The 24,911-nt window shown below is 53.3% G+C and carries 25 protein-coding genes; 11 read left to right on the top strand and 14 right to left on the bottom strand.

The annotated features are described in order from the left end of the window. Positions 1-12 precede the first annotated feature (12 nt). Positions 13-4,473, bottom strand: a complete 4,461-nt coding sequence (gene gltB / locus KQJ19_RS13675) for a glutamate synthase large subunit (protein WP_141875709.1) — start codon at positions 4,471-4,473, stop codon at positions 13-15. Between the two features lie 684 nt (positions 4,474-5,157). Between gltB and KQJ19_RS13670 the strand changes: the two genes are divergently transcribed. The 4 genes from KQJ19_RS13670 (at position 5,158) to mtgA (ending at position 10,190) form a co-directional block, all read left to right on the top strand. Continuing rightward, on the top strand, positions 5,158-6,087 hold the full coding sequence (locus KQJ19_RS13670; protein ID WP_049040958.1) for a TIGR01212 family radical SAM protein: 930 nt from the start codon (positions 5,158-5,160) through the stop codon (positions 6,085-6,087). A 167-nt stretch (positions 6,088-6,254) separates the two neighbouring features. Continuing rightward, complete coding sequence (arcB, locus tag KQJ19_RS13665; RefSeq protein WP_016154693.1) at positions 6,255-8,591, top strand: aerobic respiration two-component sensor histidine kinase ArcB; 2,337 nt, start codon at positions 6,255-6,257, stop codon at positions 8,589-8,591. A gap of 229 nt (positions 8,592-8,820) precedes the next feature. Beyond that, the gene (gene elbB / locus KQJ19_RS13660; protein WP_016154692.1) at positions 8,821-9,474 is read left to right on the top strand and encodes an isoprenoid biosynthesis glyoxalase ElbB; all 654 of its coding nucleotides are present in this window, start codon (positions 8,821-8,823) and stop codon (positions 9,472-9,474) included. Next, positions 9,471-10,190, top strand: coding sequence for a monofunctional biosynthetic peptidoglycan transglycosylase (mtgA, locus tag KQJ19_RS13655; RefSeq protein WP_016157575.1), 720 nt, complete (start codon positions 9,471-9,473; stop codon positions 10,188-10,190). The genes elbB and mtgA overlap by 4 nt, the downstream gene beginning before the upstream one ends. 86 nt (positions 10,191-10,276) lie before the next feature. Here mtgA and npr read toward each other — a convergent pair whose 3' ends face one another. The 11 genes from npr to KQJ19_RS13600 all read right to left on the bottom strand — a co-directional run bounded on the left by npr (position 10,277) and on the right by KQJ19_RS13600 (position 18,196). After that, complete coding sequence (gene npr / locus KQJ19_RS13650; protein WP_003828770.1) at positions 10,277-10,549, bottom strand: PTS phosphocarrier protein NPr; 273 nt, start codon at positions 10,547-10,549, stop codon at positions 10,277-10,279. Beyond that, positions 10,546-11,400 (bottom strand): RNase adapter RapZ, encoded by an 855-nt coding sequence (rapZ, locus tag KQJ19_RS13645; RefSeq protein WP_003025085.1) that lies wholly within the window; start codon positions 11,398-11,400, stop codon positions 10,546-10,548. The genes npr and rapZ overlap by 4 nt, the downstream gene beginning before the upstream one ends. A gap of 45 nt (positions 11,401-11,445) precedes the next feature. Then, a complete protein-coding gene (gene ptsN, locus KQJ19_RS13640) occupies positions 11,446-11,937 on the bottom strand; it encodes a PTS IIA-like nitrogen regulatory protein PtsN (protein WP_016154690.1) in 492 nt (163 codons plus the stop codon). An 83-nt stretch (positions 11,938-12,020) separates the two neighbouring features. Then, a complete protein-coding gene (gene hpf, locus KQJ19_RS13635) occupies positions 12,021-12,308 on the bottom strand; it encodes a ribosome hibernation promoting factor (protein ID WP_003025078.1) in 288 nt (95 codons plus the stop codon). Positions 12,309-12,330: 22 nt separating this feature from the next. Next, positions 12,331-13,764 carry an RNA polymerase factor sigma-54 gene (gene rpoN, locus KQJ19_RS13630; RefSeq protein ID WP_016154689.1) on the bottom strand — a complete coding sequence of 478 codons (1,434 nt, stop codon included), beginning with the start codon at positions 13,762-13,764 and terminating at the stop codon, positions 12,331-12,333. A 46-nt stretch (positions 13,765-13,810) separates the two neighbouring features. Then, positions 13,811-14,536, bottom strand: coding sequence for an LPS export ABC transporter ATP-binding protein (lptB, locus tag KQJ19_RS13625; RefSeq protein ID WP_003025073.1), 726 nt, complete (start codon positions 14,534-14,536; stop codon positions 13,811-13,813). Positions 14,537-14,542: 6 nt separating this feature from the next. Continuing rightward, positions 14,543-15,091, bottom strand: a complete 549-nt coding sequence (gene lptA, locus KQJ19_RS13620; protein ID WP_016154688.1) for a lipopolysaccharide ABC transporter substrate-binding protein LptA — start codon at positions 15,089-15,091, stop codon at positions 14,543-14,545. Beyond that, the gene (gene lptC / locus KQJ19_RS13615; RefSeq protein WP_016154687.1) at positions 15,060-15,635 is read right to left on the bottom strand and encodes an LPS export ABC transporter periplasmic protein LptC; all 576 of its coding nucleotides are present in this window, start codon (positions 15,633-15,635) and stop codon (positions 15,060-15,062) included. Before lptC ends, lptA begins: the two co-directional genes overlap by 32 nt. Next, the gene (gene kdsC, locus KQJ19_RS13610; protein WP_046276014.1) at positions 15,632-16,198 is read right to left on the bottom strand and encodes a 3-deoxy-manno-octulosonate-8-phosphatase KdsC; all 567 of its coding nucleotides are present in this window, start codon (positions 16,196-16,198) and stop codon (positions 15,632-15,634) included. Before kdsC ends, lptC begins: the two co-directional genes overlap by 4 nt. A gap of 20 nt (positions 16,199-16,218) precedes the next feature. Continuing rightward, complete coding sequence (kdsD, locus tag KQJ19_RS13605) at positions 16,219-17,205, bottom strand: arabinose-5-phosphate isomerase KdsD (RefSeq protein ID WP_016154685.1); 987 nt, start codon at positions 17,203-17,205, stop codon at positions 16,219-16,221. A 13-nt stretch (positions 17,206-17,218) separates the two neighbouring features. Further along, positions 17,219-18,196: a calcium/sodium antiporter gene (locus tag KQJ19_RS13600; RefSeq protein WP_016154684.1), complete on the bottom strand. Its 978-nt coding sequence runs from the start codon at positions 18,194-18,196 to the stop codon at positions 17,219-17,221. 214 nt (positions 18,197-18,410) lie between these two features. Here KQJ19_RS13600 and mlaF point away from each other — a divergent pair, with 214 nt between their 5' ends. The 7 genes from mlaF (at position 18,411) to murA (ending at position 23,259) form a co-directional block, all read left to right on the top strand. Then, complete coding sequence (gene mlaF / locus KQJ19_RS13595) at positions 18,411-19,223, top strand: phospholipid ABC transporter ATP-binding protein MlaF (protein ID WP_016154683.1); 813 nt, start codon at positions 18,411-18,413, stop codon at positions 19,221-19,223. A 7-nt stretch (positions 19,224-19,230) separates the two neighbouring features. Continuing rightward, positions 19,231-20,013: a lipid asymmetry maintenance ABC transporter permease subunit MlaE gene (gene mlaE / locus KQJ19_RS13590; RefSeq protein ID WP_003025053.1), complete on the top strand. Its 783-nt coding sequence runs from the start codon at positions 19,231-19,233 to the stop codon at positions 20,011-20,013. A gap of 4 nt (positions 20,014-20,017) precedes the next feature. After that, positions 20,018-20,575 carry an outer membrane lipid asymmetry maintenance protein MlaD gene (gene mlaD, locus KQJ19_RS13585; protein WP_016154682.1) on the top strand — a complete coding sequence of 186 codons (558 nt, stop codon included), beginning with the start codon at positions 20,018-20,020 and terminating at the stop codon, positions 20,573-20,575. 18 nt (positions 20,576-20,593) lie between these two features. Continuing rightward, positions 20,594-21,229, top strand: coding sequence for a phospholipid-binding protein MlaC (gene mlaC, locus KQJ19_RS13580; protein ID WP_016154681.1), 636 nt, complete (start codon positions 20,594-20,596; stop codon positions 21,227-21,229). Beyond that, positions 21,229-21,522, top strand: coding sequence for a lipid asymmetry maintenance protein MlaB (gene mlaB, locus KQJ19_RS13575; protein WP_016154680.1), 294 nt, complete (start codon positions 21,229-21,231; stop codon positions 21,520-21,522). The genes mlaC and mlaB overlap by 1 nt, the downstream gene beginning before the upstream one ends. Before the next feature lie 169 nt (positions 21,523-21,691). Then, the gene (gene ibaG / locus KQJ19_RS13570) at positions 21,692-21,946 is read left to right on the top strand and encodes a BolA family iron metabolism protein IbaG (protein WP_003025040.1); all 255 of its coding nucleotides are present in this window, start codon (positions 21,692-21,694) and stop codon (positions 21,944-21,946) included. A gap of 53 nt (positions 21,947-21,999) precedes the next feature. After that, positions 22,000-23,259 (top strand): UDP-N-acetylglucosamine 1-carboxyvinyltransferase, encoded by a 1,260-nt coding sequence (murA, locus tag KQJ19_RS13565; RefSeq protein WP_216403756.1) that lies wholly within the window; start codon positions 22,000-22,002, stop codon positions 23,257-23,259. 59 nt (positions 23,260-23,318) lie between these two features. On the opposite strand, the gene sfsB is transcribed toward murA, so the two are convergent. After that, positions 23,319-23,603: a DNA-binding transcriptional regulator SfsB gene (sfsB, locus tag KQJ19_RS13560; RefSeq protein ID WP_016154679.1), complete on the bottom strand. Its 285-nt coding sequence runs from the start codon at positions 23,601-23,603 to the stop codon at positions 23,319-23,321. A gap of 223 nt (positions 23,604-23,826) precedes the next feature. Further along, complete coding sequence (gene ispB / locus KQJ19_RS13555; RefSeq protein ID WP_019077785.1) at positions 23,827-24,798, bottom strand: octaprenyl diphosphate synthase; 972 nt, start codon at positions 24,796-24,798, stop codon at positions 23,827-23,829. Between the last annotated feature and the right edge of the window lie 113 nt (positions 24,799-24,911).

Genomic DNA, 24,911 nt, shown 5'->3' with positions numbered 1-24,911 from the left:
TGCTGCTACCCCTTACTGCGCCTGCACACGCAGCTCTGCTGCGCTACGACTACGGTGACCCAACAGTGCTTTCACATCACTGGATTTCGGTTTTACCAGCGCGAATTTCGCCGAGAATGCTGGCCAGTTCGCCAGGATCTCTTCGCCGTGTGAAGAACCGGTATGTTGTACGTGCTCGGTAATCAGGCCGCGCAGGTGTTCCTCATGAATAGCCAGCGAGTCCACGCTCAGTACTTCTACCAGTTCCGGGTTCACGCGTTTGCGGAATTCACCGTCTTCGTCGAGCACGTAGGCGAATCCGCCGGTCATGCCTGCACCGAAGTTGACGCCGGTTTTGCCGAGAATACACACGATGCCGCCGGTCATATATTCACAGCCGTTGTCGCCAATACCTTCAACCACGGTAATAGCGCCGGAGTTACGCACCGCAAAACGCTCACCCGCACGACCCGCAGCAAACAGGCGGCCACCGGTAGCACCATACAGGCAGGTGTTACCAATGATGCTCGCCTCATGGCTACGGAAAGCAGAGCCAACCGGAGGACGCACTGCCAACAGGCCGCCCGCCATGCCTTTACCGACATAGTCGTTGGCATCGCCTGTCAGATACAGCTCCACGCCGCCCGCGTTCCACACGCCGAAGCTCTGGCCTGCGGTACCGCTGAAGTGCGCTTTAATCGGGTCAGATGCCAGCCCCTGATCGCCATGCGTCTGAGCGATATAGCCCGACAGTGATGCGCCGACGGAACGGTCGGTGTTGCGTATATCGAACCAGAATGTTTTGCTCTGGCGCTCGTCGACAAACGGTTTCGCCTGCTGTAACAGCTGGGCGTTCAGCACGCCGTTATCAAACGGCGGATTGTTTTCAGTGCAATGCAGCGCTTTACCTGGATGCGGTTCAGCGGTTTCCAGCAGACGAGACAGCTCCAGCTTCTGCTGCTTGGCGGTAAACCCTTCCAGCTCTTTAAGCAGGTCGGTACGACCAATCAGATCCACCAGACGTTTCACGCCCAGTTGCGCCATCAGCTCGCGGGTTTCGCGGGCGATAAATTCAAAGTAGTTAGTCACTTTGAACGGCAGGCCGTGATAGTGGTTCTTACGCAGTTTGTCATCCTGAGTTGCCACGCCGGTTGCGCAGTTGTTCAGATGGCAAATACGCAGGTATTTACAGCCCAGCGCGACCATGGGGCCGGTGCCGAAACCGAAGCTTTCTGCACCCAAAATTGCCGCTTTAATGATATCGACGCCGGTTTTCAGACCGCCATCGACCTGCAGACGGATCTTGTGACGCAGACCGTTAGCCACCAGCGCCTGCTGGGTTTCCACCAGACCGAGTTCCCACGGGCAGCCCGCGTATTTTACCGAGGAGAGTGGGCTTGCCCCGGTACCGCCATCGTAGCCGGCAATGGTAATCAGATCCGCATAGGCTTTCGCCACGCCGGTGGCGATGGTACCGACGCCTGGTTCAGAAACCAGCTTCACCGAGATCATCGCTTTCGGGTTGACCTGTTTCAGGTCGAAAATCAGCTGCGCTAAGTCCTCGATAGAGTAGATATCGTGGTGCGGCGGCGGGGAGATCAGCGTCACGCCCGGCACCGAATAACGCAGTTTGGCGATGTACGGGGTGACTTTATCACCCGGTAACTGACCGCCTTCGCCCGGCTTCGCGCCTTGAGCGACTTTAATCTGAATGACATCAGCATTGACCAGGTACGCCGGGGTTACGCCAAAGCGACCGGAAGCCACCTGCTTAATGCGCGACACCTTGTTAGTGCCGTAGCGCGCCGGATCTTCGCCGCCTTCACCGGAGTTCGAGTTACCGCCGATGCTGTTCATGGCTTCGGCCAGCGCCTCGTGTGCTTCCGGGCTTAAAGCCCCGATAGACATCGCTGCGGTATCAAAGCGTTTAAACAGTTCGGTTGCGGGTTCTACTTCGCTAATGCTTACGGCTTCATCGCCAGGTGTAATCGCCAGCAGATCGCGCAGCGTGGCCGCCGGACGCTCATTGACCAGTTTTGCATATTCCTGATAGTCGCTGTACTCGCCGCTTTGTACTGCCTGTTGCAGCGTGCGCACCACGTCCGGGTTGTAGGCGTGGTATTCGCCGCCGTGAACGTACTTCAGCAAACCGCCCTGGCTGATAGGCTTACGCGCCAGCCAGGCATGTTTGGAGAGGTTCAGCAGATCCTGCTGGAAGTCGGTAAAACCCGCGCCGCTGATGCGACTGACCACGCCCTGGAAGCATAAAGCCACAACATCATCGTGCAGACCAACGGCTTCAAACAGCTTCGAGCAGCGGTAAGAGGCGATGGTCGAGATGCCCATTTTGGACATGATTTTGTACAGACCCTTGTTGATGCCGTTACGGTAGTTCAGCATCACGGTCCGGTAATCTTTGGCAATCGCCTGAGTGTCGATCAGACGTCCCAGCGTTTCATACGCCAGATACGGATAAATGGCCGTCGCGCCAAAACCGAGCAGAACGGCAAAATGGTGCGGGTCACGGGCGCTGGCGGTTTCAACGATGATGTTGGCATCGCAACGCAGGCTTTGTTCTACCAGACGTGTTTGTACTGCGCCAACGGCCATCGGTGCCGGAACCGGCAAGCGGTTTTTTGCGATATTACGGTCAGAGAGCACCAGCAGCACCGTGCCGTTACGCACCATCTGTTCAGCCTTATCGCACAATGCTTTGACGGTCTCTTCGAGCGTGGTTTCAGTCACGTCGAAGGTGATATCCAGTCGGTCAGCGCGATAATGCTCCTCTTTCATGGTGGTGAGCTGGGTGAAATCGGAGTACAGCAGGATCGGCGACTTAAAGCTCAGACGGTGCGCCTGACCTTCGGCTTCGCAGAAGACGTTCATCTCACGACCGATGCTGGTGGCCAGCGACATGACGTGCGCTTCACGCAGCGGGTCGATCGGCGGGTTGGTGACCTGGGCAAACTGCTGGCGGAAGTAGTCATAAATGATGCGCGGCTGGCTGGAGAGCACGGCAAACGGGGTATCATCACCCATTGAACCGACCGCTTCCTGACCATTTTCACCGAGCACGCGGATAACGGAATCCAGCTCTTCAGCGCTGTAGTTAAACTGTTTCTGGTAGCTGGCGAGGGCGTCATCGTCCAGTTCACGGCTGCCGACCTGATCGTCAGCCAGGTCTTCGAAAGGCACCAGACGGCGGACGTTCTTCTCCATCCACTCTTTGTAGGGGTGGCGGCTTTTCAGATCGTCATCGGTTTCAGCCGAATGCAGAATGCGCCCGCTACGGGTATCGATAACCATCAACTCCCCAGGGCCGACGCGACCTTTCTCAACCACTTCATCCGGCTGATAATCCCAGATCCCGACTTCAGAAGCGCAGGTAATCAGCTTGTCTTTGGTGATGACGTAGCGCGCCGGACGCAGGCCGTTGCGGTCAAGGTTACAGGCGGCAAAGCGACCGTCGGACATAACGATACCCGCCGGACCATCCCACGGCTCCATGTGCATGGAGTTAAAGTCGAAGAACGCGCGCAGCTCCGGGTCCATATCCGGGTTGTTCTGCCAGGCCGGCGGCACCAGTAGACGCATGGCGCGGATGATATCCATCCCGCCAGCCAGCAGCAGTTCCAGCATGTTATCCATTGAGCTGGAGTCGGAGCCGGTTTCGTTAACGAACGGTGCGGCGTCGTGCAGATCAGGGATCAGCGGCGTCTGGAATTTATAGGTACGAGCGCGCGCCCACTGGCGGTTGCCGGTGATGGTGTTGATTTCACCATTGTGCGCCAGGTAGCGAAACGGTTGCGCCAGCGGCCAGCGTGGTACGGTGTTGGTGGAGAAGCGCTGGTGGAACAGGCAGATGGCCGATTCCAGACGCAGGTCCGCCAGGTCCAGGTAAAAGCGCGGCAGATCCGCCGGCATACACAGACCTTTATAGATATTGACCAGGTTCGACAAGCTACAGACGTAGAAGTCTTTATCTTCCTGGAGGCGTTTTTCGATACGACGGCGCGCGATGAACAGGCGACGCTCCATATCACGCGGACGCCAGCCCGCAGGGGCATTAACAAAAATTTGCTCGATACGAGGCAGGGAGGAGAGCGCAATTTCACCGAGAACCCCTTCGTTAGTCGGCACGTCGCGCCAGCCGACAATCGACAGGGTCTCCTGCTGTAATTCTTCTTCTACAATGCGACGAGAAGCCGCTGCCAGCTCAGCGTCTTTATTTAAAAAGATCATGCCGACGGCGTAGTTTTTGGCTAAACGCCAGCCGCGCTCTTGCGCTACGATGCGGAAAAAGCGGTCAGGTTTTTGTAACAGCAGGCCGCAACCATCGCCGGTTTTTCCATCGGCAAGAATTGCGCCACGGTGCTGCATGCGGGCCAGTGCGTGTATGGCGGTACGCACTACCTTGTGGCTAGGTTCGCCTTCTATGTGGGCGATCAGGCCGAAACCACAGTTATCCCTCTCAAGGGATTTATCGTACAACATATCAGTGAACCTCCCCAGGCTCTGCGGGATTCCCATCTGGACCGTTGCGCACGGGCACACCAAGAGCATGGCGACGGGGTTTGCGTGTCATACGCTTACCTCGCATTCGCCCTCTTTATCCTTTTCGCACAGGTCAAACAAGTTTGAGGACTTGCTTCAGAGGGAATCTCAATTACTGCATAAATATGATGAGCAGACTGCTCATCCAGAAAGCTTCCAGCGGATTTCCAAGTTATCGGGAATCCACACACAGGTCAAATGGCAATCTTATTTATGCAAAAATGTGCTATTGGGTAATTAACTTTATGAAAATATTGAAATAAAAGGGTTTTATACATTGATATAACCTGAGGAGGATGCCCTGGGAAGTGTGATCTGTCTCACTGTAAGAAAGGCCGGATATCTCTCGTCCTCCCTTTGTTTATCGATATACTTGGCATTTTATGCTGGTTTTTAGAGTTTTGGCGTCTTAAAGATACTGTTTTTACGCTGAGAGTATAAGAAGATAAAAAAAACAGCTGGATATAAGGAAAAGTAATTATATTTTGAGTGAATGGAATTTCGATTATTTTGATTTGTTATGCAATAAATAAAGGCTCGCCAGGGCGATTGATCCAGGTCATCGCCGACTGGGGCAAAAAATGGCAGGCTTTGGCCTCTTTTCAAGGCGCGGTCTACCAGATTATGCAGTTACAGAAATTAGTCAATATGTTTGGTGGGGATCTTTCTCGCCGTTATGGGCAAAAGGTTCATAAACTCACGCTGCACGGCGGCTTTAGCTGTCCAAACCGTGATGGCACCATCGGACGCGGCGGATGTACTTTCTGTAATGTCGCCTCGTTTGCCGATGAAGCACAGCAGCACCATTCAATTGCCGAGCAGCTTGAGCATCAGGCGCAGTTGGTCAATCGCGCCAGACGCTATCTGGCCTATTTCCAGGCTTATACCAGCACCTTCGCGGAAGTACAGGTGCTGCGTTCGATGTATCAACAGGCGGTCAGCCAGGCCAACATCGTCGGGTTATGCGTTGGGACGCGACCCGACTGCGTGCCGGATGCGGTACTCGATCTGCTTTGTGAGTATAAAGACCTCGGCTATGAGGTATGGCTGGAGCTCGGTCTGCAAACCGCGCATGACAAAACTCTGCACCGGATTAACCGCGGCCATGATTTTGCCTGCTATCAGAACACCACGCGGCTGGCGCGCGAGCGCGGGCTGAAAGTGTGCTCACACCTGATTGTTGGCCTGCCGGGAGAAGGACAGGCAGACTGTCTGCAAACCATGGAACGAGTGGTGGAGACGGGCGTTGACGGTATTAAGCTGCATCCGCTGCATATTGTGAAAGGCAGTACGATGGCAAAGGCCTGGGAAGCCGGACGGCTGAACGGAATTGAACTGGACGACTACACGGTTACCGCCGGGGAGATGATCCGCCATACGCCGCCAGAGGTGATTTATCATCGAATCTCTGCCAGCGCGCGTCGCCCAATGCTGTTGGCTCCGCTATGGTGTGAAAACCGCTGGACCGGGATGGTCGAACTGGATCGCTATCTCAATGCTCATGGTGTTCAAGGCTCTGCGCTTGGCACTCCGTGGATTCAGCCTGGGAGCTAACCATCCGGCAATCTGCGCCTGCTTGCCTGATGACGCTACGCTTATCAGGCCCACGTTGAATCTCTCCTCGGTCATTTCACCGATAACCTCCGCATTTCTTGCACAATCTTCAACGTCACGCTGAGAATTGAGTATTATTGTGCCAAGTTGTCGTGAAGGAACCCTCTATGAAGCAAATCCGTATGCTGGCGCAATATTACGTCGACCTGATGATGAAATTGGGTCTGGTGCGCTTTTCGCTGTTATTGGCGCTGGCGCTGGTCGTGTTGGCGATTGTGGTGCAGATGGCTGTCACCATGGTGCTGCATGGCCAGGTAGAAAGCATTGATGTTATCCGCTCTATCTTTTTTGGTCTGTTGATTACCCCCTGGGCCGTCTATTTTCTGTCAGTGGTGGTGGAGCAACTGGAAGAGTCCCGGCAACGCTTGTCACGACTGGTACAAAAGCTGGAAGAGATGCGCGAGCGCGATCTCAAGCTCAATGTGCAATTGAAAGATAATATTGCCCAGCTCAACCAGGAAATTGTTGAGCGCGAAAAAGCCGAAGCGGAGCGCCAGGATACGTTCGAGCAGTTGAAGGTTGAAATCAAAGAGCGCGAAGAAGCGCAGATTCAGCTTGAGCAGCAGTCTTCCTTTTTACGCTCTTTCCTTGATGCCTCGCCGGATCTGGTTTTTTATCGTAATGAAGATAAAGAATTTTCCGGCTGTAACCGTGCCATGGAACTGCTGACCGGCAAGAGCGAAAAGCAGTTGGTGAATTTAAAACCGGCTGATGTTTACTCCCCTGAGGCGGCAGAAAAGGTCATTGAAACCGACGAGAAGGTGTTCCGTCATAACGTCTCGCTCACCTACGAACAGTGGCTGGACTATCCGGACGGGCGCAAAGCCTGCTTTGAAATTCGCAAAGTGCCTTACTATGACCGCGTAGGTAAGCGGCATGGTCTGATGGGTTTTGGGCGCGATATTACCGAGCGTAAGCGTTATCAGGACGCGTTAGAGCGCGCCAGCCGCGATAAGACCACCTTCATTTCTACCATCAGCCACGAACTGCGCACCCCGCTTAACGGCATTGTCGGCTTAAGCCGGATCCTGCTGGATACGGATCTGACCGCTGAGCAGGAAAAATACCTGAAAACAATCCACGTCTCTGCCGTGACGCTGGGGAATATTTTCAACGATATTATCGACATGGATAAGATGGAGCGACGTAAAGTTCAGCTCGATAACCAGCCGATCGATTTCACCAGCTTTATGGCGGATCTGGAAAACCTCTCTGGCCTGCAGGCGCAGCAAAAAGGGCTGCGTTTTGTGCTTGAGCCGACGTTACCACTACCGCATAAGGTCATTACCGACGGCACGCGTTTGCGCCAGATTCTGTGGAATCTGATCAGCAACGCCGTGAAGTTTACCCAGCAGGGGCAGGTAACCGTGCGGGCGCGCTATGACCAGGGGAATATACTGCATTTCGAAGTTGAAGATTCCGGGATCGGTATTCCGCAGGATGAGCAAGATAAAATCTTCGCCATGTATTATCAAGTGAAGGACAGCAATGGCGGCAAACCGGCAACGGGAACCGGGATTGGACTGGCCGTATCGAAGCGTCTGGCAAAAAACATGGGCGGCGATATTACGGTCTCCAGCCAGGCTGGCAAAGGCTCCATCTTTACGCTGACCGTGCATGCGCCTGCGGTAGCGGAAGAGATTGAGGACGCCTTTGAAGACGATGACATGCCGCTGCCAGCTCTGAATGTACTGTTGGTGGAAGATATCGAACTGAACGTTATTGTCGCGCGTTCAGTGCTGGAAAAACTGGGCAACAGCGTGGATGTCGCCATGACCGGGAAAGCCGCGCTGGAAATGTTCACGCCGGGCGAATATGACCTGGTGCTGCTGGATATTCAGCTACCGGATATGACCGGTCTGGATATCTCGCGCGAGCTGACGCAAAAATACGCCCGTGAGGACCTGCCGCCGCTGGTTGCGCTTACCGCCAACGTTCTGAAAGATAAAAAAGAGTATCTGGACGCGGGAATGGACGATGTGCTGAGTAAACCGCTGTCGGTTCCGGCGTTAACCGCCATGATCAAAAAATACTGGGATACCCGAAACAAAGAGGAGAGCACTGTGACATCTGAAGAGAGCAGTAAATCGCAAGCGCTGTTAGATATTCCTATGTTGGAACAATACCTCGAGCTGGTGGGACCGAAGTTAATAACCGACGGGCTGGCGGTGTTTGAGAAGATGATGCCGGGATATTTGAGCGTGCTGGAGTCCAATCTGACCGCACGGGATAAAAAAGGCGTTGTTGAGGAAGGCCATAAAATTAAAGGCGCGGCAGGTTCCGTGGGGCTGCGCCACCTGCAACAGTTAGGTCAGCAAATCCAGTCGCCAGACCTTCCAGCCTGGGAAGATAATGTTGCTGAATGGATTGAAGAGATGAAGCAGGAGTGGCAGCACGACGTGGCGGTATTGAAGGCCTGGGTGGCAAGCGTGGAAAAAAAATGACCCCGGCTTGACCGGGGTGCGCGAATACTGCGCCAACACCAGGGAAATCGTGGCTGCGCCGTAAATTATTATCATTGTTTACAAGGGCGCAGCCCTAATTTTCAGGCCGCACGCAGTTAAGATAGCAAATCTTAAATAATTTGTTACATGAATCAGTTAAATGTGTGAAGCGTAGCATTTAAATCATAATAACTAATATGTTTCAGCCAGTTGAGAAAGGAGTATCACGATGAAAAAAGTGGGTGTAGTGCTCAGCGGATGCGGCGTGTATGACGGCGCAGAGATCCATGAAACTGTTCTCACGCTTCTGGCGATTGCCCGCAACGGCGCTCAGGCCGTCTGTTTTGCACCGGATAAACAACAAGCGGATGTGATTAATCATCTGACCGGCGAACCGATGCAGGAAACGCGTAATGTGCTGATTGAAGCCGCCCGTATAACACGCGGTGATATTCGCCCACTTGCTCAGGCAGTCTCAACGGAACTGGATGCGTTGATCGTGCCAGGCGGGTTTGGCGCGGCCAAAAATCTGAGCAATTTTGCCAGCCAGGGCAGTGAGTGCCGGGTTGATAGCGACTTAGCTGCGCTGGCGGTGGCTATGCATCAGGCGGGTAAGCCGCTGGGATTTATGTGCATTGCGCCTGCAATGTTACCTAAAATTTTTGACTTTCCGCTGCGTCTGACCATCGGTACTGATATTGATACGGCAGAGGTGCTGGAAGAGATGGGCGCAGAACATGTGCCTTGTCCGGTTGATGACATTGTCGTTGATGAAGACAACAAAATCGTCACCACTCCCGCCTATATGCTGGCGCAGGACATCGCTCAGGCCGCGAGTGGTATCGATAAACTGGTATCACGTGTGCTGGTGCTGGCTGAATGAGAAAAGGAGTTACCGCCTTTCTGCGACGTATCTTTCTGCGGGCGGTCGTTGTCCTCGCCGTATTCTGGGGCGGGGGCATCGCACTTTTCAGCGTGATGCCAGTCCCTTTCTCTGCCGTGATGGTCGAGCGGCAACTGAGCGCATGGCTGTCCGGTGATTTCGGTTATGTGGCGCACTCAGACTGGGTGAGCATGGATGAGATCTCACCGTGGATGGGACTGGCGGTGATCGCCGCGGAGGACCAGAAGTTTCCCGAGCACTGGGGATTCGATGTTTCCGCCATAGAGAAAGCGCTGGCGCACAACGAACGTAATGAAAACCGTATTCGCGGGGCGTCGACGTTATCGCAACAGACGGCAAAAAACCTCTTTCTGTGGGATGGACGTAGCTGGGTGCGTAAAGGTCTCGAAGCCGGGCTAACGCTGGGTATGGAAACCGTCTGGAGCAAGAAGCGTATTCTGACCGTTTACCTGAATATTGCTGAGTTTGGTGATGGGGTTTTCGGCGTGGAGGCAGCGGCGCAGCGCTATTTCCATAAGCCAGCCAGTCGGCTGAGTCTGTCTGAAGCGGCCTTGCTGGCGGCGGTATTACCCAATCCTTTGCGTTTTAAAGCGAATGCGCCTTCTGGTTATGTACGTAGCCGTCAGGCGTGGATTATGCGCCAAATGCGCCAGCTAGGCGGTGAGTCGTTTATGCGGGAAAATAAGCTGTATTAATGGGTTTATTGCCGGATACGGATCCGGCCTACGGGAGTGTGACGTTGCCGTGTAGGCCTGATGAGCGCAGCGCTTCAGGTACTCGGCTAATCTTCATCAAACCCTGAATTAAACAGGGCAATCACCGCTGCCAGGGCTTCCACTTCCTGTGGACCCGTGGCTTCAACTTCTATCTGACGCCCTTTGGCGGAATCCAGCATCAGCAGAGCGATAACACTGTTTGCCTCGGCTTCCGTTCCTTCATCATTACGCAGCAAAACTTCTGCTTCAAAACCCTGCATCAATTCAAACAGTTTCATGGCTGGGCGAGCATGCATACCCAGCTTATTCGTGATTTCAACGGTTTGCTTCACGGTCATGATTTACGTTTTTCCAGCGTACGATGGCGTGACTGTACGTTTTTACCGCGTGAGCGGAAGTAGTCTGCCAGCTGCTCTGCAATATACACCGAACGGTGTTTCCCGCCGGTACAGCCGATAGCTACGGTGAGGTAGCTGCGGTTGTTGGTCTCCAGCATGGGTAACCATAGCTCAAGATAGCTGCGAGTCTGGTAGATAAAATTGTGTACTTCTGTGTGCCTGTCAAGGAAGGCGGCAACGGGGCGGTCAAGACCGGTCATCGGGCGCAGCTTCGGATCCCAGTGCGGGTTAGGCAGGAAGCGCACGTCAAAGACGTAATCCGCGTCAATTGGGATACCGTGTTTGAAACCAAAGGATTCGAATACCATCGTCAATTCGCGTTCACGCTTGCCCAGCAGGCGGGTACGCAACATTTCCGCCAGTTCGTGCACGGACATTTCGGAGGTATCCACGATCAGGTCAGCACGAGAGCGCAGAGGCTCCAGCAAATCGCTTTCCTTATCGATAGCGCTCTCCAGAGATAAGTTCTTGCTGGAAAGAGGATGCAGGCGACGCGTGTCGCTGTAGCGGCGAATCAGGGTGTTACGATCGGCGTCAAGGAACAGCAACTGTGGTGAGAAGCCTTCAGGCAGATTGTTCATTGCCTGCTCGAAAATCTCTGGGGACTCAGGCATGTTGCGCACATCAATGCTGACGGCCGCAGAAATCTGGCGATCGGCCAGAGTACGAGCCAGATCGGGCAACAGCACTACGGGAAGGTTATCCACGCAGTAAAAACCCATATCTTCCAGCGCTCGCAGGGCGACAGATTTTCCTGACCCCGAACGACCGCTGACGATCATCAGTACCATGTACTGTTTCTCCTCACAACGACAAAAAAGGATGCCATTGGGTTGTTATGCTTCATCCAGTCCACCTTCGGTGTCCGTGATGATTTGATACAACTCCTGGTCACTCTGTGCTGCGCGCAGGCGGCGGCAGATGGTTTTATCGGCCAGACGTTTGGCGACCAGCGACAACGTATGCAAATGCGTCTTGGTTTGGTCTGCCGGAACCAGCAGGGCGAAAAGCAGATCGACGGGTTGATTATCAATGGCGTCGAAAGCAATTGGCGTTTCAAGTTGCACAAACACGCCAACTGCGCGCATCGTGTCTTCTTCCAGCTTTCCGTGCGGGATAGCAATTCCATTACCGATGCCGGTACTGCCCATTTTTTCACGTGTCAGAATGGCTTCAAATACCACCTGAGAGGGCAAGCTGAGCTGTTTTGCCGCCAGTTCGCTGATGATTTCCAGCGCGCGTTTCTTGCTTTGGCAGTGAACGCCAGCGCGTGTACATTCCTGGTTAAGAACATTGCTCAGTTGTAGAGTCGTATCGTTATTTGTCATAATTTCACCTAAGCGCTAACTGTACAAATGGCCCGTTGTGCTACACAACAGGCCGTCCTGCACCCGCTAACTGCCCGGACAAGTTAGTGCTGTTTCAGTTTATCTTTATGTTTTGTTAACTGCCGAGCCAGTTTATCAATTAAACCGTCAATGGCGGCGTACATATCCTGACCTTCCGCGCTGGCATGAATTTCGCCACCGTTCACATGCAGTGTTGCATCCGAGATATGTGTCACCTTCTCCACTTTCAACACAATATAGACCTGATTAATCCGGTCGAAATATTGTTCTAGCTTGGCGAATTTTGTATTAACAAAATCGCGTAAGGCTTCAGTGATTTCGACGTTGTTTCCAGTGATGTTGAGCTGCATAGTGTCTTCCTTATCGGTTGGGTCAGACCAGCTGTTTGCGCTGGTTCGACGGCGGAATGGATAAAGACTCTCGGTACTTCGCAACAGTGCGGCGTGCCACCATGATACCCTGTTCTGACAGCATAGAGGTTAACTTGCTGTCACTCAGCGGTTTCGCGGGGTTTTCCGCAGCAATTAATTTCTTCACCAGTGCACGTATAGCTGTGGATGAGGCTTCGCCTCCGCCTTCAGTGTTAACGTGACTGGAAAAGAAATACTTCAATTCAAAAATGCCGCGCGGACTGTGCAGATACTTTTGCGTGGTCACTCGGGAAATGGTCGATTCGTGCATCTCGACGGCCTGGGCGATATCCGCCAGCACCATCGGTTTCATAAACTCTTCGCCTTGATCAAAGAAGGCTTGCTGCTGTTCAACGATGCAGCGACTGACGCGCAGCAGCGTATCATTGCGACTTTCCAGGCTTTTAATCAGCCACTTCGCATCCTGCAGATTGCTACGAATAAACTGGCTGTCAGCATCGTTGCGCGCGCTGTTGCACATGGCGGCGTAGTGCTGGTTAATCTGCAACCGTGGAATGCTGTCGCCGTTGAGTTCGACCACCCAGCGATCGTTATGCTTACGCACCAGTACATCCGGAATAACGTATTCTGGCTCCCCGGTCTGGATAGACTGCCCAGGTCTGGGGTCCAGGGACTGAATAAGATTGACGGCTTCTTTCAGCACATCTTCTTTCAGCCGGGTTACGCGCATCAGCGTGCGGAAGTCATGGTTGGCTAACAGATCGAGGTGATCGCTGATGATCAGGCGCGCTTCTTCCAGCCACGGCGTGGCTTTATCAAACTGTGAAAGTTGGATCAGTAAGCAGTCGCGGAGATCTTTGGCCGCCACGCCTACGGGATCAAAACGCTGAATGCGTTTAAGCACGGCTTCGATTTCGTCCATGCCGACGTCGTCATCGCCCATGCTTTCGAGAATATCGTCCAGGGTTACGGTGAGATAACCGGTTTCGTCTACCGCATCAACAATGGATGTCGCAATTGCGCGATCGGTATCCGAGAACGGGGTCAGCTCCACTTGCCACATCAGGTAATCCTGCAGCGATTGCGTGGTCTCACCCTGATACACAGGCAGTTCGTCGTCGATGTAATCCCCGCTGGTGCCAGAAGGCGTACCGGCGGTGTAAATTTCATCCCAACTGGCGTCAAGCGGCAGCTCCTCTGGCATCTCTTTTTGTTCGAGAGCATCTGCGGTGTCGAGGGATTCGCTGTCCTGTTTTTCCTGGGTATCAATTTCGTCGTGAAGATCGGTTTGCTCGAGCAGTGGGTTACTTTCCAGCGCTTGCTGAAGTTCTTGCTGAAGTTCCAGCGTGGACAGCTGCAACAGACGGATAGCCTGTTGTAGCTGAGGCGTCATCGCCAGTTGTTGGCTAAGCCTGAGTTGCAAACCTTGCTTCATGTTCAGAGTTGTTCTCTCCTGCGGTGACGTGAAGTCTTCTACCCTATCAGAGTCTGAAGTCTTCCCCAAGGTATACGCGTTTAACGTGCTCATCCTGCAGTATTTCTGTTGGCGTGCCATGCGCGATCAGGTGGCCCTGACTCACGATGTAGGCGCGCTCACACACTGCCAGCGTTTCGCGAACGTTATGGTCGGTAATCAGCACCCCAAGCCCGCTGTCGCGCAGGTGTTCGATGATCCGTTTGATATCAATAACGGAAATCGGGTCAACACCGGCAAACGGTTCATCCAGCAGGATAAATTTCGGATTCGCGGCCAGTGCGCGGGCGATCTCCACGCGGCGTCGTTCACCACCGGAGAGCGACTGTCCCATGCTGTCACGCAGGTGTTCGATGTGGAACTCTTCCATCAGCTCGTTGGCGCGATCTTCCCGCTGCTCGCTGGTAAGATCGTCACGAATTTGCAGCACCGCCATCAGGTTATCAAACACGCTCAGGCGACGGAAAATAGACGCTTCCTGCGGCAAGTAGCCGATGCCGCGACGCGCGCGCGCATGCAGAGGCAGCAGGCTGATGTCTTCATCATCAATGATAATGTTGCCCGCATCACGTGGGACAATGCCGACCACCATGTAAAAGGTCGTTGTCTTGCCCGCACCGTTAGGACCGAGCAGACCGACGATCTCCCCGGAGTTGACGGTCAGACTGACATCTTCCACCACACGGCGGCCCTTATAGGCTTTTGCAAGGTTCTTTGCAGTTAATGTTGCCATAACGAATCAGTTACCTTTTTTCTCTGCCGGAGCCTTGTTTTTGTCCTGCAACTGCGACGGTACCAGAACGGTGGTGACGCGTTTGCCTTTATCGCTGAAGGCCTGCATTTTCTGCTCTTTCACCAGATAGGTGATCTTATCGCCTGTGATGTTGCTATCGAGCTGTTCCAGGTAAGCCTTACCGGTGAGAACGACGAAGTCTTTCGCCAGTTCATAATGCATGTGTGAGGCGTGGCCTTTAACCGGTTTACCGTTGTCCTGCATCTGGTAAAAGGTTGCAGGATTACCATAGCCATCAATGACTTCTTTACCGTCTTCACCGCCAGGGCGGGTCACGACGACTTTATCGGCGTTAATTTTGATGGTGCCCTGAGTCACAATCACATTGCCAGTAAAGGTCACCACGTTGCCTTGCATATCAAGGGACTGCTGGTCCGACTCAATGTGAATCGGCTGCTCGGTATCGCCGGTGACGGCGAATGCCGGGATGCTGGCGGCCAGAAGTGCGCTGGCAAGCACAAGATTAAGGCTGAGTTTGTTTGTTTTGGATTTCATATGAGGTTCTAACCTTTTCAATCAGCTCGGCGTTCTTGCTGCGTAAGTTGCCGCGCATCTTCAGTCCGCTGGAGTTAAATGTTGTGCCATATAACGTGACGAGATCATCGGAAGTGACGTCTTGTGTCACCAGGTTAATCTGTGCGTTATCGGTCGTAATTCTGCGTAGTTGAGAGTCGGGCACCAGGGCGTTGACCTCAACATGGCCGTACAGATATAGCATCCGATCGTTGGTCAATTTGGCTTTATCAGCCTTGATCGTCCAGGTCGGTACTTTATCCTTATCAAATGTGGTTAATACCGGTTGAGTAAACCACGAAACCGCTTGTTCCGAATAATATTCAACGTTTTGCGCGATCAAGTGATAGCTCAGTGCGCCTTCGGGACTATACACAACGGTATCAGTATGTTCGCTCTTATAGGTTGGCTCGTTGTTATTTACGACGACCTCAGCGGTGTCGTCTTTGTCTGCCAGATTAATACCAATCATCACAAGGACAGCCAGCGACAGTAGAATGATAACCCAACGTCTGGTTTTGCTCATATCGATTGCCCTTTGGCCTCGTCCAGTTTGCCCTGCGCCAGGAGTAATAAATCGCAGACTTCACGTACCGCGCCGCGTCCCCCATCGATGCGGGTGACATAATCGGCCCGCGGGATCAGCAAAGGATGAGCATCCGCCACCGCCACGCTTAATCCCACTTGCGCCATCACCGGCCAGTCGATCAGATCATCGCCAACGTACGCAACATTTTCAGGAGCGATCGCCAGTTTGCTAAGGAGATCGTTAAAGGCGACCAGTTTGTCTGACTGCCCCTGATACAAATGCGTGATCCCCAATGTGGCACAGCGATCTTCTACAAGTTTAGCCTTTCGTCCGGTAATAATGGCAACCTCGATACCGGAAGTGAGCGCACAGCGAATTCCGTAACCATCGCGGACGTTAAAAGCCTTCAGCTCTTCACCGTTGTTGCCCATATAAATCAGACCATCAGACAGTACGCCATCCACATCCAGGATCAGTAAACGGATGTTCTCTGCCCGGGTGATAACGTCTGTGCTGACGGGTCCATAACAGGTCGCAAGCGACGCACCTGCTTTACTCATTTTCTTTATCCTTGAGTTTCTTACACTACACCTGCACGCAGCAGATCATGCATATGTAACACACCAAGTAACCGGTCGCCATCAGCAACCATTACCGAGGTGATATGGCGGGACTGCATTAAGTTCAGGGCATCGACGGCAAGAATGCCCGGACGCACGCGAATGCCGCCAGGGGTCATCACATCGGCAATGCCTAACTGGCGAACATCAACGCCCATATCGAAGACGCGACGTAAATCGCCATCGGTGAAAATACCGTCAATCTTCATGTCATCATCGCAAATGACGGTCATGCCGAGATTTTTACGCGTGATCTCAAGTAAGGCGTCACGCAGGCTGGCGCTTTTAGTCACATGCGGGATCTCATCGCCCGTATGCATAATATCGTTAACGCGCAGTAAAAGCTTACGGCCTAGTGCGCCACCGGGATGAGATAACGCAAAATCTTCCGCGGTAAAGCCACGCGCTTTTAATAATGCCACGGCTAGCGCATCGCCCATCACCAGCGTTGCGGTCGTGCTGCTGGTCGGCGCCAGGCCTAACGGGCAAGCTTCCTTGGGCACTTTAACACACAGATGCACATCTGCCGCACGCGCCATGCTGCTTTCCGGACGACCGGTCATGCAGATAAGCGGTACATGAAGACGTTTTAACACCGGGATTAACGCCGCTATCTCATTGGATTCACCGGAGTTAGAGATGGCGATGACTACATCCTGCGGCGAGACCATGCCCAGATCGCCATGTGCGGCTTCGCCTGGATGCACGAAAAATGAGGGGGTGCCGGTGCTGGCAAATGTGGCCGCCATTTTCCGCCCGATATGTCCAGATTTCCCCATCCCCATCACTACAACTTTGCCCGGGCAGCTGAATATTTTCTCGCAGGCGAGAGTAAAATTTTGGTTAATGTACTGATCAAGCTCCGCCAGGCCTTCACGTTCAATTGCCAGGACTTCCTTGCCTGCTTGCTGAAAGTCAAAACCCGGTTGCAACTCTAAGTGCGACATAATGCGTTTCCAGTTATCCAACGAGAAGTGGCGATAACCAATACAGCATCGCCAGCCATATGATAAAACCGCCGGTCAGCAGCGCACCCGCGCCGCGACCAATCTGGCGCGGACGTCGCCAGCAGAGTAGTGCAAAAATTACGCTCACCAGCAGCATGACGCTATAGTCACGGGTGAAGGCCATCGGATTGACTTCACCCGGCGTAATCAGCGCCGGCAGTCCGAGGACGATAACAATATTAAAAATGTTCGCGCCGATGATGTTGCCGACGGCAATATCGTTTTCACCTTTACGCAGACCCGCAATTGCTGTTGCCAGCTCCGGCAGGCTGGTACCAATAGCGACAACCGTCAGCCCGATGGTGAGTTCGCTCATGGCGAAGTAGTTCGCCAGTACGGTTGCGTTATCTACCACCATACGCGTTGCCATTGGCATAATAATTAGCGCAATACCCAACCACAAAAAGGCGACCGGTAACCCACCTTCGCGCGGCAGTTCCGCGATCTGCTCGCGGGTCAGGCTGTCGTTACCTTGTCGCTCAGCCAGACGGGCGATTTTAACAATGAATAACAGCCATAGCACGGCCAGAAGCAGAAGAAAGAAACCATCGCTGCGACTCAATTGCCCGTCATACAGGACCGATGCGGCTAAGATGCTTACCAGCAACATTAGCGGTAATTCACGACGCAGAACATCAGAATGCACGGTAAAAGGATGAATCAGCGCCGACAGGCCTAAAATAAGCAGAATGTTGGTAATGTTAGAGCCGATGGCGGTACCGACGGCTAAATCAAGCTGCCCGTTCATCGATGCGGCAACGGAGACAATTATCTCGGGTAACGATGTACCAATACTGACCACGGTCATCCCGATGATAATGGGGGGAATACCGAAGTTTCGACATAAAATGGATGCGGCAAATACCAGTCGGTCGGCACCGTAGACCACCAGAAGTAAACCAATTATTAACAGCGCCGTCGCTAAAAGCATCTAAAGTCCTTTCTTCAGGTATACTCGCCGGTCCACTTGAAGGATTTCTGGAAGCCGTCACGAATTCTTAATTTTGACTTTATGCGGCTAAAAAGTAAAACAAATGCCAGCTTTCGCTAACCAGGACAGGTAATAATCTGTAAATATGTTGGGTTCAGGGCTAAATTGAGCGCCAAACTCTTCGATCAACGAGGCAATAGTAAAGGATGAATCAATGGGTCAGTCTGTGGCGAATCTAATCGATATGCGCGATGTCAGCTTTTCCCGAGGCGACCGCTGCATCTTTGATAATATTTCCCTGACGGTGCCGCGTGGTAAGGTGACGGCGATCATGGGGCCATCAGGCATCGGCAAAACGACGCTGTTGCGTCTGATCGGCGGACAAATCTCCCCGGATAAGGGCGAGATCCTGTTTGACGGCGAAAATGTCCCGGCCATGTCCCGTTCGCGTTTATTTACCGTGCGTAAGCGCATGAGCATGCTATTCCAGTCTGGTGCGCTGTTTACTGATATGAATGTGTTTGACAACGTTGCATACCCGTTGCGCGAGCATACAACGCTGCCTGCGCCGCTGCTGAAAAGCACGGTAATGATGAAGCTCGAGGCCGTTGGCCTGCGGGGCGCAGCAAAATTAATGCCTTCTGAATTATCCGGTGGGATGGCGCGTCGTGCCGCGTTAGCACGTGCTATCGCGCTGGAGCCAGACCTTATTATGTTTGATGAGCCGTTCGTCGGCCAGGATCCCATCACCATGGGCGTGCTGGTGAAGCTGATTTCTGAACTGAACAGCGCGCTGGGCGTTACCTGCGTGGTGGTTTCCCATGATGTGCCAGAGGTGCTGAGTATTGCGGATTACGCCTATATTATGGCGGACAAAAAAATAGTGGCCTACGGTAGTGCTCAGGCGCTGCAAGAAAATGCCGATCCGCGTGTGCGTCAGTTCCTCGATGGCATTGCCGATGGACCGGTTCCGTTCCGTTACCCGGCGGGCGACTACCACATCGATTTACTCAAAACAGGGAGTTAAGCCACCCATGTTGTTAAATGCGCTGGCATCACTCGGACATCGGGGAATAAAAACCCTCAGGACGTTCGGGCGAGCCGGATTAATGTTGTTCAATGCAGTTGTCGGCAAGCCGGAGTTTCGCAAACATGCGCCGCTGCTGATACGCCAGCTCTATAATGTCGGTGTCTTATCGATGCTGATCATTATTGTTTCTGGCGTGTTCATCGGCATGGTGCTGGGGTTGCAGGGATACCTGGTGCTGACGACCTACAGTGCGGAAACCAGCCTCGGTATGCTGGTGGCGCTGTCATTGCTACGTGAGCTGGGGCCGGTGGTTGCGGCGCTGTTGTTTGCCGGGCGGGCCGGATCGGCCTTAACCGCAGAGATTGGCCTGATGCGGGCGACCGAGCAGCTTTCCAGCCTGGAAATGATGGCCGTCGACCCACTGCGCCGAGTGATCTCCCCGCGTTTTTGGGCCGGTGTCATTTCATTGCCGCTACTGACGATTATATTTGTCGCGGTGGGGATCTGGGGGGGGTCGTTGGTTGGCGTAAGCTGGAAAGGTATTGATGCAGGCTTTTTCTGGTCGGCTATGCAAAATGCCGTCGACTGGCGTCTGGATCTGGTCAACTGTCTGATTAAGAGCGTGGTGTTTGCCATTACGGTCACCTGGATTGCATTGTTCAATGGTTATGATGCTATCCCGACCTCTGCCGGGATTAGCCGGGCAACGACACGCACCGTAGTGCACGCCTCTCTTGCCGTTTTGGGGCTGGATTTTGTGCTGACCGCACTGATGTTTGGGAATTGAGTTCATGCAAACGAAAAAAAATGAAATTTGGGTCGGGTTATTCCTGCTGGTTGCGCTGCTGGCCGCGCTGTTTGTCTGCCTGAAGGCGGCGAACGTCACCTCAATGCGTACTGAACCGACTTATACGATTTATGCGACCTTTGATAATATCGGCGGTCTGAGAGAGCGCTCTCCGGTGCGGATTGGCGGGGTCGTGGTAGGACGCGTATCGGACATCTCGTTAGATCAGAAAACGTACCTGCCGCGCGTGACGCTGGAAATTGAATCGCGTTTTAACCATATTCCTGACACCAGTTCTCTGAGCATCCGTACTTCCGGTCTGTTGGGCGAGCAGTATCTGGCATTGAACGTAGGTTTTGAAGATCCTGAGCTGGGAACGTCTATCCTCAAAGATGGCGGTACGATTCAGGACACGAAATCTGCGATGGTGCTGGAAGATATGATTGGTCAGTTCCTTTACAACAGCAACAGTAAAGGTGATGACAATAAGAATTCTGGCGATGCGCCAGCCGCAACTGAAGGCAATAATGAAGCCACTACGCCTGCGGGCGCAACGAAATAATCTCAGGAGAATCGACGTATGTTTAAACGATTGATGATGGTGGCTATGCTGGTGATTGCTCCACTTAGCGCGGCAACCGCAGCGGACCAGACGAACCCGTACAAACTGATGGATGAGGCGGCGCAGAAGACGTTTGACCGTCTGAAGAACGAGCAACCTAAAATCCGTTCCAACCCGGATTACCTGCGTCAGGTGGTTGATCAGGAACTGCTGCCTTACGTGCAGGTTAAGTATGCAGGTGCACTGGTACTGGGCCGCTACTACAAAGATGCGACACCGGCTCAGCGTGACGCCTATTTCGCCGCATTCCGTGAATATCTGAAGCAGGCGTACGGTCAGGCGCTGGCGATGTACCACGGCCAGACCTATCAGATTGCCCCTGAGCAGCCGCTGGGAGATGCGACCATCGTGCCTATCCGCGTAACCATCATCGATCCAAACGGTCGTCCTCCGGTACGTCTGGATTTCCAGTGGCGTAAAAATTCCCAGACGGGTAACTGGCAGGCGTATGACATGATTGCTGAAGGCGTAAGTATGATCACCACCAAACAGAATGAGTGGAGCGACCTGCTGCGTACGAAAGGTATTGATGGCCTGACGGCACAGCTGAAATCTATTTCTCAGCAGAAAATCACGCTGGAAGAGAAAAAATAATGACGCAGTCACTCACCTGGATGCGTGAAGGCGACAAGCTGGTGCTGGTGGGAGAGCTGGATCAGGACGTGTTAAACCCATTATGGGATGCGCGAGTTGAGGCGATGAAAGGGGTATCCTGCATCGACCTGAACCAGATTTCCCGGGTGGATACCGGTGGTCTGGCATTACTGCTGCACCTGATTAATGAGGGCAAGCAGCAGGGGAACAGCGTTTCGCTCGCTGGCGTTAACGATAAAGTGTACACGCTGGCGCAGCTTTACAATTTGCCTGACGACGTACTTCCGCGTTAATTTTTGTAAGCCGGATAAGGTCTTGTGCCGCCATCCGGCAACTCCTCAGCGGGGGATCTGCCACTAAAGCCTTGTCTGATTTATCAGCGGGGCTTTTTGCTTATTTATGACAGCGCCACTTTGCTCTAAGATGTTGGGCTGTTTTCACTATCTGACGAATGAAGAGCCCATGGAAAATAATGAAATTCAGAGCGTGCTGATGAATGCACTCTCCCTCCAGGAAGTCCACGTTTCTGGCGACGGCAGTCACTTTCAGGTTATTGCCGTGGGTGAGATGTTTGAAGGCATGAGCCGGGTCAAGAAACAGCAATCGGTCTATGGCCCGTTGATGGAGTACATTGCGGACAACCGCATTCATGCCGTGTCGATTAAGGCGTTTACTCCAGCGGAATGGGCGCGCGATCGCAAACTTAACGGTTTTTGAGCTACGGGTGATATGCCGGTAGCGAAGATAAATTCTTAACAGAGAACAGAATAATGGATAAATTTCGTGTTCAGGGGCCAACCAAGCTCCAGGGCGAAGTCACAATTTCAGGCGCTAAAAACGCCGCGCTGCCGATCCTGTTTGCGGCGCTGCTGGCTGAAGAACCTGTAGAGATCCAGAACGTCCCGAAACTGAAGGATGTTGACACCTCAATGAAGCTGCTGAGCCAGTTGGGGGCGAAAGTTGAGCGTAATGGTTCTGTGCACATTGATGCGCGTGACGTGAACGTCTTCTGTGCGCCGTACGATCTGGTCAAAACCATGCGTGCATCCATCTGGGCGCTTGGGCCGCTGGTTGCCCGCTTTGGCCAGGGCCAGGTTTCACTGCCGGGCGGCTGTACCATCGGTGCGCGTCCGGTTGACCTGCACATTACTGGTTTGGAGCAGTTAGGCGCGACTATTAAGCTTGAAGAAGGCTATGTGAAAGCGTCCGTTGATGGCCGTCTGAAAGGCGCGCATATCGTCATGGACAAAGTGAGCGTCGGCGCGACGGTCACTATCATGTGCGCAGCAACGCTTGCCGAAGGCACTACCATCATCGAAAACGCCGCGCGTGAACCGGAGATCGTGGATACCGCGAACTTCCTGATTGCGCTGGGCGCAAAAATCACAGGCCAGGGTACCGATCGTATTACCATCGAAGGCGTTGAGCGCCTCGGCGGCGGTGTGTATCGCGTTCTGCCTGACCGCATCGAAACCGGTACTTTCCTGGTCGCAGCGGCAATTTCTCGCGGCAAAATTATCTGCCGCAATGCACAACCTGACACGCTGGATGCCGTTCTGGCGAAGCTGCGTGATGCGGGAGCGGATATTGAAGTCGGTGACGACTGGATCAGCCTGGACATGCACGGTAAACGTCCGAAAGCTGTCAATGTGCGCACAGCGCCGCACCCGGCGTTCCCTACCGATATGCAGGCCCAGTTCACGTTGCTGAACCTGGTGGCAGAAGGGACGGGTTTCATCACGGAAACCGTGTTTGAGAACCGCTTTATGCACGTGCCTGAGCTGAGCCGTATGGGCGCTCACGCAGAAATCGAAAGCAATACCGTGATTTGCCACGGCGTGGAAACGCTCTCCGGCGCACAGGTTATGGCGACCGATCTGCGCGCATCTGCAAGCCTCGTGCTGGCAGGGTGTATTGCTGAAGGTACGACGGTAGTCGATCGTATTTATCACATCGATCGCGGCTATGAGCGCATCGAAGATAAACTGCGCGCGCTGGGCGCAAACATTGAGCGCGTGAAAGGCGATTAATCGTCTACGTCTCTTGTAACCCCCAGTTCTGTGAACCGGGGGTTACTACTCATCAGTGTTCATTCAGGATTCTGTTTCTCTTTGCGTCCCCTCATCATCCGCGTTCTGTCGATAAACTCATGTGTTTTTGCATCGTGATAGCGTGACGGCCAAATCACCCACGGGTCGGTTCCCAACGATCGGGCGATAATCAACTCACCTTTTGGCCATGGGCGTGTTAACGCATTGGCCAGCGTTGATGAGCTTAATCCATTTTTACGTGATTCAGCGGCCATTGAGGTCCCTTTCTTGCGCAGTCCGGCGATGATATCGGCCGGATGCCAGTCAATCAGCTTGTTTTCCATAAACTCATCTCTCCTTTGGTTATCGACTTATGGTTCCACGATCGGTTGTGGAGATACTATAACGCCCGGAGAACGAATGTTCTAAAATGTTCATGTAAAGTGTGAGTATATTCAGAATATGCCAAATTTATGCGAAGATTGCTGGAGAGGGGGGGAAGTATTTATTGGAATTTATAAAAGCATCCCGTGCAGGGCACGGGATGATGAAAGATGCCGCAGGGTATTAACGGTCGCGCTGTACGGCGATATGCGCCAGACCAATCAGCGCTTCTCTCCACGGCGTATCAGGCAGTACCTGCAGCGCAGCGATGGCCTTATCAGCCTCTTCTTCTGCACGTTGGCGAGTCCACTCCAGGGAACCACAGGCGTTCATCGCTTCCAGAACAGGCTCCAGAAGGTGACGGCCATTACCCTGCTCAATAGCCTGGCGGATCATTTGTGCTTGTTCAGGGGTGCCGTGGCGCATGGCATGCAGCAGCGGCAGCGTTGGTTTACCCTCGTTGAGGTCATCACCGACGTTTTTACCCAGTTGCTCGCCATCCGCGTTGTAATCCAGCAAATCGTCAATTAACTGGAAAGCGGTACCGAGATAACGGCCATAATCCTGCAACCCTTTCTCTTGTTCTTCGCTGCAACCAGCCAGAATGCCAGAGCATTGGGCAGCCGCTTCAAACAAACGCGCGGTCTTACTGTAGATAACGCGCATATAGTTTTCTTCAGTGATGTCCGGGTCGTTGACGTTCATCAACTGCAAGACTTCACCTTCGGCGATGACGTTGACCGCTTTCGACATGACTTCCAGCACTTTCAGCGAACCGAGGCTGGTCATCATCTGAAAAGCGCGGGTATAGATAAAATCGCCGACCAGCACGCTGGCCGCATTGCCAAACGCCGCATTCGCTGTGGCTTTTCCGCGGCGCATGTCGGACTCATCCACAACATCGTCGTGCAACAGGGTCGCGGTGTGAATAAACTCGATGAGGGCTGCAATCGTAACGTGCGCATTTTCCTGGTAGCCAACTGCACGCGCGGCGAGTACGGCGATCATTGGGCGAATGCGTTTTCCGCCGCCGCTAACGATGTAGTACCCCAGTTGATTGATCAGCTGCACGTCGGAATTGAGCTGTTCAAGGATTGTCGCATTGACCCCCGCCATATCTTGCGCGGTTAACTCATTGATTTTTTCTAAATTCATCGCAAAAGCCGGGCTTCTCGCCCCGATTACCTCACTGTATCGGAAGGTAACGTCGGGTTTAGGGTTATAAATATATGCTGATTGTACTGAAAAAACGCCATAGATAAACGTTA

Source organism: Citrobacter sp. S46_ASV_140, from assembly GCF_018919545.1.
Taxonomy (GTDB): domain Bacteria; phylum Pseudomonadota; class Gammaproteobacteria; order Enterobacterales; family Enterobacteriaceae; genus Citrobacter; species Citrobacter braakii.
Note: the sequence above shows the minus strand (reverse complement) of the source record. Positions and strands in the feature narration are given on the sequence as shown.

Excerpts from the sequence above, each read along its gene's own strand:
- hpf (WP_003025078.1), bottom strand. The coding sequence starts at position 12,308 with ATGCAGCTCAACATCACTGGAAACAACGTCGAAATCACTGAAGCCTTA.
- sfsB (WP_016154679.1), bottom strand. The coding sequence starts at position 23,603 with ATGGAAAACAAGCTGATTGACTGGCATCCGGCCGATATCATCGCCGGA.
- mlaE (WP_003025053.1), top strand. The coding sequence starts at position 19,231 with ATGTTGTTAAATGCGCTGGCATCACTCGGACATCGGGGAATAAAAACC.
- elbB (WP_016154692.1), top strand. The coding sequence starts at position 8,821 with ATGAAAAAAGTGGGTGTAGTGCTCAGCGGATGCGGCGTGTATGACGGC.
- ibaG (WP_003025040.1), top strand. The coding sequence starts at position 21,692 with ATGGAAAATAATGAAATTCAGAGCGTGCTGATGAATGCACTCTCCCTC.
- mtgA (WP_016157575.1), top strand. The coding sequence starts at position 9,471 with ATGAGAAAAGGAGTTACCGCCTTTCTGCGACGTATCTTTCTGCGGGCG.
- ptsN (WP_016154690.1), bottom strand. The coding sequence starts at position 11,937 with ATGACAAATAACGATACGACTCTACAACTGAGCAATGTTCTTAACCAG.
- mlaF (WP_016154683.1), top strand. The coding sequence starts at position 18,411 with ATGGGTCAGTCTGTGGCGAATCTAATCGATATGCGCGATGTCAGCTTT.
- rapZ (WP_003025085.1), bottom strand. The coding sequence starts at position 11,400 with ATGGTACTGATGATCGTCAGCGGTCGTTCGGGGTCAGGAAAATCTGTC.
- lptA (WP_016154688.1), bottom strand. The coding sequence starts at position 15,091 with ATGAAATCCAAAACAAACAAACTCAGCCTTAATCTTGTGCTTGCCAGC.
- npr (WP_003828770.1), bottom strand. The coding sequence starts at position 10,549 with ATGACCGTGAAGCAAACCGTTGAAATCACGAATAAGCTGGGTATGCAT.
- KQJ19_RS13670 (WP_049040958.1), top strand. The coding sequence starts at position 5,158 with ATGCAGTTACAGAAATTAGTCAATATGTTTGGTGGGGATCTTTCTCGC.
- mlaB (WP_016154680.1), top strand. The coding sequence starts at position 21,229 with ATGACGCAGTCACTCACCTGGATGCGTGAAGGCGACAAGCTGGTGCTG.
- kdsD (WP_016154685.1), bottom strand. The coding sequence starts at position 17,205 with ATGTCGCACTTAGAGTTGCAACCGGGTTTTGACTTTCAGCAAGCAGGC.
- mlaC (WP_016154681.1), top strand. The coding sequence starts at position 20,594 with ATGTTTAAACGATTGATGATGGTGGCTATGCTGGTGATTGCTCCACTT.
- KQJ19_RS13600 (WP_016154684.1), bottom strand. The coding sequence starts at position 18,196 with ATGCTTTTAGCGACGGCGCTGTTAATAATTGGTTTACTTCTGGTGGTC.
- murA (WP_216403756.1), top strand. The coding sequence starts at position 22,000 with ATGGATAAATTTCGTGTTCAGGGGCCAACCAAGCTCCAGGGCGAAGTC.
- mlaD (WP_016154682.1), top strand. The coding sequence starts at position 20,018 with ATGCAAACGAAAAAAAATGAAATTTGGGTCGGGTTATTCCTGCTGGTT.
- ispB (WP_019077785.1), bottom strand. The coding sequence starts at position 24,798 with ATGAATTTAGAAAAAATCAATGAGTTAACCGCGCAAGATATGGCGGGG.
- lptB (WP_003025073.1), bottom strand. The coding sequence starts at position 14,536 with ATGGCAACATTAACTGCAAAGAACCTTGCAAAAGCCTATAAGGGCCGC.
- gltB (WP_141875709.1), bottom strand. The coding sequence starts at position 4,473 with ATGTTGTACGATAAATCCCTTGAGAGGGATAACTGTGGTTTCGGCCTG.
- arcB (WP_016154693.1), top strand. The coding sequence starts at position 6,255 with ATGAAGCAAATCCGTATGCTGGCGCAATATTACGTCGACCTGATGATG.
- kdsC (WP_046276014.1), bottom strand. The coding sequence starts at position 16,198 with ATGAGTAAAGCAGGTGCGTCGCTTGCGACCTGTTATGGACCCGTCAGC.
- lptC (WP_016154687.1), bottom strand. The coding sequence starts at position 15,635 with ATGAGCAAAACCAGACGTTGGGTTATCATTCTACTGTCGCTGGCTGTC.
- rpoN (WP_016154689.1), bottom strand. The coding sequence starts at position 13,764 with ATGAAGCAAGGTTTGCAACTCAGGCTTAGCCAACAACTGGCGATGACG.